The sequence below is a fragment of the Robiginitalea sp. genome (genome assembly GCF_049588695.1).
In the GTDB taxonomy this organism is placed as follows: Bacteria; Bacteroidota; Bacteroidia; order Flavobacteriales; family Flavobacteriaceae; genus Robiginitalea.
This window is the reverse complement of record NZ_JBAVZJ010000117.1, coordinates 1-12,672: the sequence shown is the minus strand read 5'-3', so window position 1 is coordinate 12,672 and position 12,672 is coordinate 1. Positions and strand designations below refer to the sequence as shown.

Here is a 12,672-nt window from a genome sequence, read left to right as displayed (position 1 = left end):
ACCGTTTTGGGCGTGGGAAATGTAAATCTTCACCAGGGGGGCGTAATAGTTACCGGGGTCATAATCCAAAGACTTATTGATATAAGTCATGGCTTCATTCACAAAGCCGGACTGTGCCAGGGCATTGCTCAGATGTAAATAAATATAACTCTGGGTGATGGAGTCATTGCCCGCAACATCTAATTGAATCCCCTTTAATGCGTATTGCAGGTATTTCCCCGTATTGGGAATCGCCCGTGCATAGAGATCCCCGAGCATCTGAACGACACCGGAGGAGTTCGGGTTGTATTCCAGTGCTTTCTCCAGATGGGGGACCGCCAGGTTGAATTCCCCAATATGTATATAGTAGAGGGCTTTGGACATCAGGCTTTCGGCAGACTTGGAGTCGTACAGCAGGGCCTTATCCGCATAGGTGTTGATCTGTTCTGTATACTGTTTTTGTTTCTGGTACTCATCGAGGAAGTAATACGAGATGGCGACATTGGCATAGGCCAGGGAGAACTGCGGATCCAGTTCAATGGCTTTTTCAAACAATTGAATGGCCTGTTCTATTCCTTCCCGGGTCCGGCCGTAGAGAAAATCCAATCCCTGCAGGTAATAATCGTATGCAGGGAGGTTATCCGTGGGCTTTTTGTCGATTTGTTCCAGTTCTGCAGGGGTCACTGTCGCTGAAACGGCATCCGCGATTTCCCGGGCCACTTCATTCTGCAGGGCGAAAATATCAACCACTTCCCGATTGTACTGCTCGGACCAAACGGGCCGGTCCGTGGCTGCTTCAATCAATTGAATATTCAACAATACCTTATCCCCTACCCTTTGTCCACTGCCCTCTACGACGTAATTCACCCGGAGTTCCTCCGCGATTTCCGGAATGCTCCTGTCTGTATTTCTGAACTTTTCGGAAGAGGTCCGGCTCACTACCCTGAAGTCTCCGATCTTTTGCAGGTTGCTCAGGGTGGATTCCATAAGGCCATTCACAAAATAAACATTGGCAGAATCACTGCTTTGGTTTTTAAAGGGCAATACGGCAATAGACTTTTCAAGGGTCACCACTTCGGGTGCGGGCTTTTTATTATAAAGGAAAACCGACACAGCAATTCCAATGAGGATAACGGATATAACACTTGCAATTAAACGCTTGTTGGAAGGTTTAGTTGGCACCGGTTCCTCTGTAAAACCCGATTTTGAAACCTCACCGGGAGGAATACCATACTGTTCCCGAAAACATTTGATAAAATAGGAGGTGCTGCCGAAACCCACCTGATGCGAAATCTCTGAAACCGTAAGGGTGTCATCCTGCTTTAATAATTCCATACCTCGTTTCAGTCGGATTTGCCGGATAAACTGACTGGCCGAGAGCCCTGCGTTTTTCTTCACTTTTCGCAGCAGGCTGGACCGACTCATATTCATGGCAGCAGCCAACTCAGAAACCCCAAACTGTTCATTTGAGAGATTCTCAAGGACAAGGGCTTGAGCCTTATCTAAAAATTGATCTCCGGTACGGGATGTCTCAGGCATACTTTTTTCTGGAGTACCGAAATTAGAAAAATTTATGGCATAGCCGCAGGATACCGACATCTGTCTGCGCAATTAAATGGGGTTAACCCTTTACTGCCCTTCAGGCTCAGGCGTACCCTGAAATTTCTTATCTTTCATGAAACGCCGTCACCAACCAACCCACTTTATGAAATCACTGATTTTTTATCTGCTCCTTTTCGCGCTGTCCATTCCCACTCTAAGTTGTGAGCAAAAAGAAAAAGAAGTAGCAACTGTAAAGGAAGAAAAAAACATCCTGACGAACGAAAAACCGGAATATTTCCAACTCCGCCCTGAAGTGGAAAAGGCCTACGGCTACACGCACGCCGTGAAAATCGGAAACGAAATCAAAATTTCAGGAGCTGTGAGTATGGATGACGAAGGGAACCCAACCGCGGTGGGGGATTTAGGGCAGCAAATGAAAAATTGCTACACAGATTTAGAAAAGATCTTAACCCACTTCGGGTGTACTTTTGACGATGTGGTGGTGGAAAATGTTTTTACGACGGATATGGCTTTGTTTCTGGAAAATGCAGGCTATCGCAACACCATCTACACGAAACATTTTCCAACCGGCTCCTGGCTCGGAGTAAAGGAATTGGCCCTGCCGGAAATCATGATAGAAATTGAACTTGAGGTCTATAAAGCGAATTAAACAAAATTTCCATGTATAAGAACCTCTTAATCCTTTTCGTCTCTGTAGTCTTTCTCGCCTGCAAAGGGGAGAGCCCAAAAGATAAAGACCTTTCCATGGTCGCCCAAAATCAGTCAGCCCAATTGGAATTACTGGGCGATGGAAAACTCCGGTTTCTCAAACTCAGCGGCAACCCCTACGAAAGAGGCCTGGCACATGGGAAAGCCCTGAAGTCCGAAATACAGGAAGTGATCCACTTGTTCAAAAAAGATATTGCTGAAACCACACAGGAAGACCCGGACGCCTTTATCGCAAAATTCCTGGCGGTAACCGATTACAAAGCCGCAGTGGAAAAATGGATGCCCGAATCCATGATGGAATTAAAAGGGATTTCAGAGGGTTCAGGAGTGGATTTCGAGACTATTTTCATGCATCAGCTGGGAGATGAATACTGGTTTAACGCCAAGGATGTCATGGCCCATAGCTGCAGTTCTTTTGGGGTGAACAAAAGCGCGGAACTTCCCAGTATCACCGCCCAGAACATGGATATTCCCGAGTATTATCACGGTTTTCAGACGGTCCTTAAAATTGATGATCCTGACTCCGGTAAGGAAATAATGGTTCTGACCATTCCGGGGCATTTGGGGATTACGGGAATGAATACAAAATCTGTATCGATCAACTGCAATACCCTGATGCAACTGGATTATGGAAAAACCGGTTTGCCGGTGACGTTTATCGTTCGCGGGGTTTTGGAAAAAAACAAGCAGGAGGACGCTTTGGCCTTCATTGACGAAATCACCCATGCATCAGGACAAAATTACATCATTGGTGGGCCTGAGAAAGTATACAGTTTGGAATGTTCCGCAAACCAGGTGGTTGAATTCAGGCCTTTTGAAAATTCCAGCTTTACCTACCACACCAACCACCCGATGAGCAATACGGACTTTAGTGAGCCCTACCTTATGCAACTGGAATCCTATGGCAAAACCGTGGAAGAAGGGCTATATGAGTGCCAGCGCATTAAATCCTTCCAACAGAGATTTACAGAACAGACATCCGATATTGAGATTGAGGAAATTAAAAGCGTATTGAGGGCCCGAGATCATGAAGGCAGGGATGTGGTCAGTAATTCAAACACCTACGCCAGTGTAATTTATGAACTTTCTGAGCAGCCCAAATTCATCATTGCCCCGGGCAAGCCCCATGAAACCGACTATATTGAGATCGATTTTTAAAGGATTACAAATAGCAATCAAAACAACCCTGTACAAACACCTAACCCGACAACACCATGAAAAAAATTAAAATTGAAATTAAATGGGCACTGATCTTTATCGGGATGTCTTTACTGTGGATGGTCCTGGAAAAAATGCTCGGATTGCATTCGACACATATCGATAAACATATGTATTTGACCAACCTGTTTGCCATACCCGCCATACTCGTATATGTATTGGCACTTAAAGACAAAAAGAAAAATTATTACAACGGTGACATGTCCTATAAACAGGGGTTTTTATCAGGGCTCATTATCACGATCATCGTAACCGTATTTGCACCCCTTACCCAGTGGATTACTTCAACAATAATTACTCCCGAATATTTTCCCAATGTTATAGCGCATTCTGTGGAAACGGGATATCACAAATCTTTGGAAGAGGCGGAGGCCTATTTTAACCTTAAAAATTATATCCTTCAGTCCACGGTTGGTGCCCTGATCATGGGTGTAGTCACTTCGGCTATTGTCGCCTTATTTGTCCGGACCAAATCAAAAGGATAGTCGCTCGATCCCTGAAATTAAATGACCCTTGACGGGGTTTTTTACAATTTCAAGTGGATTCCTAAGTGGATTGGGGACGCGGGTAATCCTGAAGTTTCAAATACGTTCAACAAGCTGGGAATACCTCAAAGAGGTCCCATATAAAATTAAGACCTATGAAATTCACTTTCTTTCTCGCCTCGGCACTCCTTTTTTGTAGTTGCCAGACCGGTGGTAAGGAAGATTTGCCGCCTGAAAATAAGCCCGCCCTTACGGAAAGCCAGGCGGACATCGATTCGGTGAAACACCTGATTGAGGGTTCTTTTCAGGAGATTTGGTCTGATTTAGATACAGCCCGAATCCGGGCGTACCACACCGATGATTTTATTTTACTCGAGCAGGGACTGGTCTGGAACAATGACTCCGTCTCCAGGTATTTACTGGACGAACAAGTACGCATGGAGGAAGGCCAGTACCAGAGATTAAACCGTTTCGACTATGTAAAGTCCGTCCAGAGACAGAATACTATTTGGGTGGCCTATAAGAATTACGGCACCTGGGTGAAAGGGTCTGATACCCTGGGGACGGTACAGTGGTTGGAAAGTGCCATAGCCATCAGGGAAAATAATGGATGGAAAATCCAACAACTACATTCCACCCGCATGGGACAATAAAAGGCAGCCCTCCCCCTGCTCCACTCATCGAATTCCCGGATTTCACACCAATACTATCGAAGACAAGGCCTTGGAGTAACTACCCCCCTTGGGATTTATTCATTATCGAAGTAAACCTTTGGGCGTTCTGTTTTCCAATTTACTCGATAAACTCAAGGGCACCCACTCCATAGGATCTGATCATCTTGGTGAATTTATTGGCAGGAATATCCATCTTAACCACACTGGAAGTCGGCAATATCCTGATTTCCCCTGCATCGTATCTCGGGGCATCCGGAAGGAAAACGGTGCTATGGTTTTTCCCTTCTTCTATAAGGAATCCCAACAGCCAGTCCTCTCCATCCGCCACCCGTACGGGAATCAGTTTGTTCGCTACATCTTCCCCCAGGGTATCCGCGGTAACGGATTTCATCAGGGAATAGCCCGGGATATAAATCAAGACCTTGTCTTCCAGCTTTTGCAAAACTTTTTTGACTTTCTTAGATCGGAAAATGAGCCCCCCCATAAAACAAATCAGGATCAATAGAAGGATAGAAATCAGGGCACTGCCATCAAATCCGGGAATGGAATCAGAAATTTTTCTCGAAATAGGATCAGAAATCACCGAGAGTATAGAATGGGCCTTTTCAAAGATGATGAATAACACCACCAACGGCAGCAGAAATAGAATTCCGCCAATTACGGTTGTTCGAAAAAAACGAAGGGCTGGGTTCATGAATAAACTATTTGCACTCAAAGTAAGGAATTAATCAATTATCGCACTCAGGGTAGTTTAGGACTATTATCTTCCTCTGTTTCGTCAAATTCGTTTTCAGGGGCGAGAGGGGCGGCGTCTATTTGCGGGCTTTTCCTATAAATCCGTAGTCTCAGGATAAAGTCGTTTGAGGCATCGTTCGTCTCGGTAATATTACGCGAAAGGTTGTAGATGGTGTATAATTCAAGTTTTAGGCCGCTCTCGAACTTATATCCTATCCCTGGGGACAGGCGGAGTACGTCATTAAACTGGTCAGCCTTTTTCAGGTTGAAAAATATTTCCGCTGAAATCGGAAAATACAAACCCTTTGTAAAATTCAGGTAATGCTTTTTCCAGCTGATCGCAATGGAAACCCGATGCCGCAACCGAAAGCCCGATTCCCAGCCATCTCCATCGAAAGCAGTTTGAAACCGCTCTTCCAGACGAGTGTAATTATACAACTTAAAGTCTTTAATCGTTGGAATATTGAATTTAACCCCCTGAATAAATCGGATTTCAAAATTGTCCGTTTCGTTGTAATTACGGGTGTAAATGGTCCCCGTTCCGAGGTGATAGCTGCGAATCAGCGGTTCTGAGTCTTCTTTCTTAGATTTAAACCATCTTTTGGCACGCAGATTAAGGGTAGAGATCACCAGGAAGCGATTGTAGACCGAAGGATTGATAGTTCGAAATCCAACCTGGGTGCTGAGAAACCGGGAATTGTTCGTCAGGCTTTTAAAATTATAATCCAGCCAGGCCTGCTCGTTGACCTGCACTTCCTGGTCTACAATACTGTCCTGGGCGGTGACCCCTTGTGTAAGAAATACCATTACCCCAACAACATATATTAAAACCCTTATGCCAGAGTCCTGCATTTCTCCAAATTTTGGAAATTAAACGGCAAGTTAATATTCATGTGCTAAAAAGGTATGTGTTCAGGGGGATCTTCTTCGTTAAAGTTTGATTCGCGTTCAAATACTATTGTCCCATTCCGGACTGACCCAGATCATAGCTGTTTCCCCATTGCTCTTCTATATTTAAGATAAATTAATCGAAGCCCTACTGACGGCTCCCAGATCAGACCCGACATAGTGGCTTACAATGAAGTTGAACCCAAAAAAACACTGTGATGGAAACCCAGGTAATTTACAATTCAGACTTGCATTTTGAACACGAACACTGGAGAAGCGAACTCTTTTTCTGGAAGGATGAAATGCGTTCCTTCAAAAACCGCCTTGAGGAGCTGGTCACCCGTTGGACCGATAAAGAGGTACTGGCCCGGCTAGAGCATTTTCAAAACGAATTCATCCTCCATGAGGGAAGGATTAATGAATTTTTGGAAGGCATCGAGAAACACGAACATCTCATCGCCGGAAAAAGTATGGAAGGTGAAATCTCCATGGATACAGTCATGGTTAAAGACCACATGGAATTCCGGAATGAAATGCAGGTACAGCGAGAATTGTTTACCGAACTCAAAAAAGAATTCTTTACTTTCCTGACCCGCTATATGTAATCGGACCTGGGGTAAATCGCATATCTTTGTACCTGAATTAGAACAAAAAATGTACAGGTTTGAAAATGTATATGCTCCTCCTGTTCGGCACCCTGGCAACTATGACGTTACATCCGATTTTTGACTTTCAGGCAGACACCTCCCTAAAAGATTGGTACGTGGTCAATGATGGGGTAATGGGCGGGCTATCCAGGGGAAGTCTCAGATTGGATGCCGAAGGACATGGTTTGTTTTCAGGAAAGATATCCCTTGAGAATAATGGAGGATTCTCGTCCATCCGATATGACTGTGGGCAGAAAGACCTCAGCGGATATCGCTTTATAACGCTCAAGGTGAAAGGTGACGGACAACGCTATCAGTTGCGCGTAAAGGCAAGCCGGAAGGACTACTATTCCTATATCAGCTATTTTGAGACTACCGGGGAATGGCAGATGCTGAAACTACCCCTGGATTCGATGTATGCCGTTTTTCGGGGCAGGCGCCTCGATATGCCGGACTTTAGCGGAAATATCCTGGAGGAGATTGGAATTCTGATCGGGAACAAAAAGGCCGCATCTTTTGAATTGCGTATTGACTCCATTGGTTTGGAATAGGCTTGATTACCTTCGTCCGAATGCGCTTCGTCGGTCAGTTGAGTTTTCTGAGGTCCTCCCCGGGACGCGCGTATCCGTAACGTCCCAGTTTTACTCCCTTGTAATAGGTATCCAGCCCGCCTATGGCCACAGTGTCAAGAGATTCCAAAGCCACGTTTCCATCTTCGCCAAGGGCGCCTTCCGGAAGGATCAAATGTATCACCTTGCCTACGACGAGTCGGGTATCGTTACTCTTGATCCGGCACACTTCTTCGAGTTGAAGCCCGATTTTTATGGCACTTTCAGCTACAAAAGGAGCCTTGAACCCTCTCAAATAAAACGGTTCAAGCCCGCAGGTTTCAAACTCTGAGACCCCTCTTTGAAATTTCGCTGAAGTCATGTGGGCCTGTCGATGAATCCTTCCTGTGATCTGGTTGATCGTGTAATACCCGGTCTCTTTAAGGTTCTCATACGTATGCCGCTCCACGGTGGTGGGCCGGAGAATAAACCCGAGATAGGGAGGATTGGCCCCGATATGGACTACAGAATTGAAAACAGCCAGGTTCTCCTGCCCCGACCCTGAGCGGGTACCGATCAGGTTGGCGGTCTTGTATCCCGCAATCTTGTTGATCAGGTTGGCACGGTAGCGGCTATCCAATTGCATCAGCTTTTCAAAGTCAAGGGAATTCTCCATACATCTGAATTTCTAACAAAGATACGCGGATGAAAAAAGACCTGCATACGCACTTAATTCACGAACCAAAGCACAAGCCCTCCCCCGATAAGGAGACTCACTACAATAATGTGATAGATCAAAAGGGCCTTCTCTTCCCGCTTGTTGAGGCCACTGCTGAAGTCGTTCCAGATAACGGCCATTCCCAGGCATGGGATCAGGTAATTTGGTTTGATATTTGACATGACGTTTCGTTTTAATCCATTTACGAGGAGGTCCTGCCGACGGATGATGCTATCTTATCCGGTTTCTCAACTTTCTTAACACGATTTCAGCAGGGTGGGAGGTTCGACAAAAATTCCTTAATATCGGGAGGTGAAGAAATGCAACAATTCCACCCCTGGGGATGCGGTTCCACCGGTACACCGGCGTATCCTTCCGGTAATTGTATTTGCTCAATTTTGCGGGACCTCTCTCTGGTTTGCCTCCAACGGAATCCTGGAAGACCTCAGTGCTGCCTTCCTCCTTCGTGACTCCGCTTTGGAGCATCTCACGTCTGCCGTACAGTTCGGGTTTATAGCAGGAACACTCGTCTTTGCCGTCTTTACCCTTGCCGATAGATATTCCCCGTCCCGGGTGTTCTTTTGGTCCGCCTTTCTGGGCGCTCTGTTTAACCTTGGAATGATTTGGGATGGGAATACCATGTCTACCTTGTTGGTCCTTCGATTTGCCACAGGGTTTTTCCTTGCCGGAATCTACCCGGTCGGAATGAAGATCGCCTCGGATTACTTCGATAAAGGTTTGGGGGTCTCCCTGGGATATCTGGTGGGGGCTCTGGTGGTTGGCACTGCGTTTCCACATATTTTGAAGAGCGGTGGTGAATCCATACCATGGCAGTGGGTTGCAGGCATCACCTCTTTGCTCGCCCTTTCGGGCGGAGCCCTGGTGGCATTCCTACCCGACGGCCCTTTCCGCAAGCCCATGCCTTCCCCGGATAGGACAACGTTCTTCAGAGTTTTCAAAAATCCGGGGTTCCGGTCCGCTTCCTTCGGATACTTTGGCCATATGTGGGAACTCTATACCTTTTGGGCCTTCGTACCTGTCATCCTCACAACGTATCTTCAGTGGCATCCCCAACCTGATTTTTCCATTTCACTTTGGGCTTTTTTTATTATCGGCATTGGTGGGCCGGCCTGTGTATTTGGTGGATACCTCTCGAAAAGGTTCGGTGAGAAAAACATAGCCACCCTGTGTTTGATTCTATCTGGGATTTGTTGCCTTATACTACCCTGGGCATTCACCTGGAAGAATGCATTCTGGTTTTTGGCGTTTCTTCTTTTCTGGGGAATGGTAGTGATCGCAGATTCTCCCCTTTTCTCAACCCTGGTGGCCCGCAATGCACCCCCTTCCCAAAAAGGAACTGCCCTTACCATCGTCACGAGTATTGGCTTTGCCATGACCATTCTAAGCCTGGAAATTTTAGGGAGACTCCAGCTGGCCACTCCCGAATCGGAAACTTACCTTTTACTGGCATTAGGCCCCATTTTTGGTATTGTGGCTCTACTGAATAAAAGCCCTAAAAAATGAGATAGGGATAAATGTATTCCTTACCGAACGTCCCTGACACAACGGAAACCGAGGTGCCCCATTCCGGTATCTGCCGTGGTGCGCATTCTCCGGGCTACGCGATACCCACTGCAATAACTGTCACTGCAAAGGTATGACCCCCCTCGCACTACATACTTTTCTGCCAGGGGATCCCCGGGATCAAAGGCTTCGCTAGGACCCTTAGGGTCAAAAGCTTCTGTAGGGGAGATTTCCTGTGCATAAGCATCCGCCCTGTACTTGTCCTGGCACCATTCCCAAACGTTTCCGGCCATATCGTAAAGGCCATAGCCATTTTTAGGGTAATTCCGAACCGGGGACGTACGTTCATAACCGTCCATAGGTTCGTTGCGATATGGGAAAATCCCCTGCCAGAAGTTTGCTTTTTCAGCGGCCTGATCCGCAGGGGTATTCCCCCAGGGGTAAATGGCATCTTCCAGCCCTCCCATGGCGGCCCATTCCCATTCGGCTTCTGTCGGTAGGCGCTTTCCGGCCCATTGGGCGTATGCCTGGGCATCCCTGAAAGAAACATGAACTACAGGATGGTCCATCCGATCCTCAATATTGCTACCTGGACCTTCAGGATGTTTCCAGCTGGCACCGATTCTCCATTCCCACCATTGAGAGAGATCTCTCAGGTCAACGGGCCCCTCGGTAGGGACAAAAACCAAAGACCCTGGCTGCAAAATCGAATCCGCAGGCCTGGGGGTACCCGGTGGTAACTCCTTTTTCATTTCTTCCCAGTCCAGGGCTTTTTCCGCTGTGGTTAGATACCCTGTTTCTTGTACAAAAGCACTGAATTCTCTATTGGTTACCTCGGTTTGGTCCATAAAAAAATCGGAGACGCCAATTTTACGGCGAGGAAACTCATCTGCCTCAGCCTGGTCCGTCTTCCCGCCCATCATAAAACTCCCCGAAGGGATATAGACCATGCCCTCCGGAGCCTCCAGGATATTCTCTGCTATGGGTTTTTCCGCTTCCCTGCATCCGTAAATTGCGAGAAAAAACAGGCACATAGCCGTAAAAAATATTTTTATTCTCATGCTCTTTTTAAGTAAATTCCCAGTGGAAAATTGGGAGTAAGTTAAAAAACAAATCTGCAACACTGAATATATTCAAATTGAAATTTCGAATGTTTTGAAGTCGCCGTACACTGAGATACAGAAATTTAACCAATGGTGGTTATGGATCCTCCTCCTGGCCGTTCTGGGCCTCCCGGTATACGGTATGTTTCAACAAATCATCCTGGGGGAACCCTTCGGCAGCAAACCCATGTCGGACTTTGGGCTCGTCCTTTTTTTTGTGGGGACACTACTGATGATAGGTCTTTTCTGGTATCTGGAACTTCGGACGGAGATCGATAAAAACGGTATTCGGGTACGCTTGCGCCCGATAAGTTCTGAGAGTTTTACCTGGGACAAGATTGACGAAGTCGAAATCATCACGTATGGATTTGTCGGGTACGGCCTCCGCTTTAGTTCAAAATACGGTACTGTTTACAACACCCGCGGAAACAAAGGACTTTCGATCCGGTTGAAAAGCGGATCCCGGTATGTTATTGGGACCCAGAATCCCGAAAAATTAAAACAATGCCTGCTCGGACTGAAAAAGTCCGGTCTTGAATTAAACCTGGGGGGGATCTAACCTCTACTTAAGGCGACTGTTCACTTTTATGCATTTAAGACCCTGGTTCATCCCTTACGTCACAATTGTATCTTTCAATCCAAAGAGATCGTGCTGATCCCCTTAAGATTCTAATATTTTGCCAATACCCTGAACCCGCCTCCACGCTTCCAGCCAATATTTATAAAAGTGTAACTTCAAGCCATGAAGAATTCCATCTATATTCTCTTCCTCTTGATTTCGCTTTGGGCCTGCAAGACCGAAGTTTCCACACCTACCGAATTTTATCACGAGGTCCCCGATGGACCAAAACCCTGGACCTCAGAGATATTCGAAGCTACTGAACCTGATTTCACCTTCGCTGTCATCTCAGATTTGACGGGAGGCGAGCGACCAGGGATATACAGCCGGGCCGTAGCACAACTCAACCTCCTGGACCCCACCTTTGTGCTGAGCGTAGGAGATTTGATCGAAGGGGGTACTGAGGATACCCTGCAATTGAAAAAAGAGTGGGATTCCTTTGATGCTCGGACTTCCAATCTCACCATGCCCTTTTTCCACCTGGGCGGAAACCACGACCTCACCAATCCGGAAATGCGATCCTTTTGGAACAAACGATATGGTCCCCGCTATTATCATTTCCGATACAGGGATGTTCTTTTCTTAATGATGGATTCCGAAGATTACTCTGAGAAACGCATGTATGAAATCTATCAGGCACGTGATACAGCGCTGCGAGTGATCAAAGGGGAAATTGAAGGTATATACGAAGAATCTACCTATTACCATATGCCAGAACGCAGATTAGGGAGTCTTGGGTCAGAACAGCTGATGTACTTTCAAGAGGTCCTCGAAGCGCAAAAAGACGTCCGCTGGACCTTTGTGCTAATGCATAAGCCCCTTTGGCTGAGGGAGGGTAAAAATGGACTGGGAGGCCTTGAAGCTCTTTTAAAAGGCCGAAACTACACCGTAATTAACGGGCATTTCCACTCCTTTTCCCACCGCATTCGCCACGGAATGGAGTATTTGATGCTGGGGACAACCGGAGGGGCTCAAAACCCGGAGGACCCCAATGCATTTGACCACATTAGTTTGGTCCGGATGGCTGACAAACCAGTAATTACCCATCTCAAGCTAAAAGGAATCCTCAATAATAGTGGAACATTGCCCATGCCAGCCTCTTTAATCGAGGAATGATTTATAGGTCAATCGCCATTTGGAGTTTTTACCACCCGGCGGAGTAAAGCTATATCCTTGAATAAACCCTTTTCCCAATAGACAATTGTAGTCCTTTCGGGGAGGCCAAAAAAAATGGACCCTTAAGGCTAAGGGTCCATTTTATCA

Annotated in this window: 15 protein-coding genes; 9 read left to right on the top strand and 6 right to left on the bottom strand. The window is 46.5% G+C overall.

Features of this window, described 5'->3' with window-relative positions; genetic code table 11:
* Positions 1-1,518, bottom strand: a 1,518-nt coding sequence (locus WBV75_RS02665; protein ID WP_424119111.1) for a helix-turn-helix domain-containing protein, incomplete at its 3' end; no start/stop codon positions are given.
* A gap of 166 nt (positions 1,519-1,684) precedes the next feature.
* On the opposite strand from WBV75_RS02665, the gene WBV75_RS02660 reads away from it, so the two are divergent.
* The 4 genes from WBV75_RS02660 to WBV75_RS02645 all read left to right on the top strand — a co-directional run bounded on the left by WBV75_RS02660 (position 1,685) and on the right by WBV75_RS02645 (position 4,606).
* Positions 1,685-2,191: a RidA family protein gene (locus WBV75_RS02660; RefSeq protein ID WP_424119110.1), complete on the top strand. Its 507-nt coding sequence runs from the start codon at positions 1,685-1,687 to the stop codon at positions 2,189-2,191.
* 11 nt (positions 2,192-2,202) lie between these two features.
* Positions 2,203-3,408 (top strand): C45 family autoproteolytic acyltransferase/hydolase, encoded by a 1,206-nt coding sequence (locus WBV75_RS02655; RefSeq protein WP_424119109.1) that lies wholly within the window; start codon positions 2,203-2,205, stop codon positions 3,406-3,408.
* A gap of 56 nt (positions 3,409-3,464) precedes the next feature.
* Entirely contained in the window at positions 3,465-3,953 is a 489-nt protein-coding gene (locus tag WBV75_RS02650) for a DUF4199 domain-containing protein (RefSeq protein ID WP_424119108.1), read from the top strand.
* 155 nt (positions 3,954-4,108) lie between these two features.
* A complete protein-coding gene (locus WBV75_RS02645; RefSeq protein ID WP_424119107.1) occupies positions 4,109-4,606 on the top strand; it encodes a nuclear transport factor 2 family protein in 498 nt (165 codons plus the stop codon).
* A 139-nt stretch (positions 4,607-4,745) separates the two neighbouring features.
* Here the strand turns inward: WBV75_RS02645 and WBV75_RS02640 are convergent, their stop codons facing one another.
* Both WBV75_RS02640 and WBV75_RS02635 read right to left on the bottom strand, forming a co-directional pair.
* On the bottom strand, positions 4,746-5,321 hold the full coding sequence (locus WBV75_RS02640) for a hypothetical protein (protein WP_424119106.1): 576 nt from the start codon (positions 5,319-5,321) through the stop codon (positions 4,746-4,748).
* 47 nt (positions 5,322-5,368) lie between these two features.
* Positions 5,369-6,169, bottom strand: coding sequence for a DUF2490 domain-containing protein (locus WBV75_RS02635; RefSeq protein ID WP_424119105.1), 801 nt, complete (start codon positions 6,167-6,169; stop codon positions 5,369-5,371).
* A 299-nt stretch (positions 6,170-6,468) separates the two neighbouring features.
* Here WBV75_RS02635 and WBV75_RS02630 point away from each other — a divergent pair, with 299 nt between their 5' ends.
* Together WBV75_RS02630 and WBV75_RS02625 are read left to right on the top strand one after the other, a co-directional pair.
* Positions 6,469-6,855 carry a hypothetical protein gene (locus WBV75_RS02630; protein ID WP_424119104.1) on the top strand — a complete coding sequence of 129 codons (387 nt, stop codon included), beginning with the start codon at positions 6,469-6,471 and terminating at the stop codon, positions 6,853-6,855.
* Between the two features lie 65 nt (positions 6,856-6,920).
* Positions 6,921-7,448 (top strand): CIA30 family protein, encoded by a 528-nt coding sequence (locus WBV75_RS02625; RefSeq protein ID WP_424119112.1) that lies wholly within the window; start codon positions 6,921-6,923, stop codon positions 7,446-7,448.
* A 34-nt stretch (positions 7,449-7,482) separates the two neighbouring features.
* Here the strand turns inward: WBV75_RS02625 and WBV75_RS02620 are convergent, their stop codons facing one another.
* Entirely contained in the window at positions 7,483-8,121 is a 639-nt protein-coding gene (locus WBV75_RS02620; protein WP_424119103.1) for a flavin reductase family protein, read from the bottom strand.
* Positions 8,122-8,174: 53 nt separating this feature from the next.
* Positions 8,175-8,345, bottom strand: coding sequence for a hypothetical protein (locus tag WBV75_RS02615; RefSeq protein ID WP_424119102.1), 171 nt, complete (start codon positions 8,343-8,345; stop codon positions 8,175-8,177).
* 130 nt (positions 8,346-8,475) lie between these two features.
* Between WBV75_RS02615 and WBV75_RS02610 the strand changes: the two genes are divergently transcribed.
* Positions 8,476-9,687, top strand: coding sequence for an MFS transporter (locus tag WBV75_RS02610; protein WP_424119101.1), 1,212 nt, complete (start codon positions 8,476-8,478; stop codon positions 9,685-9,687).
* 20 nt (positions 9,688-9,707) lie between these two features.
* Here WBV75_RS02610 and WBV75_RS02605 read toward each other — a convergent pair whose 3' ends face one another.
* Entirely contained in the window at positions 9,708-10,748 is a 1,041-nt protein-coding gene (locus WBV75_RS02605) for a formylglycine-generating enzyme family protein (protein ID WP_424119100.1), read from the bottom strand.
* Positions 10,749-10,842: 94 nt separating this feature from the next.
* On the opposite strand from WBV75_RS02605, the gene WBV75_RS02600 reads away from it, so the two are divergent.
* Entirely contained in the window at positions 10,843-11,349 is a 507-nt protein-coding gene (locus tag WBV75_RS02600; protein ID WP_424119099.1) for a DUF6141 family protein, read from the top strand.
* A 183-nt stretch (positions 11,350-11,532) separates the two neighbouring features.
* Positions 11,533-12,525: a metallophosphoesterase family protein gene (locus WBV75_RS02595; protein ID WP_424119098.1), complete on the top strand. Its 993-nt coding sequence runs from the start codon at positions 11,533-11,535 to the stop codon at positions 12,523-12,525.
* Positions 12,526-12,672 lie beyond the last annotated feature (147 nt).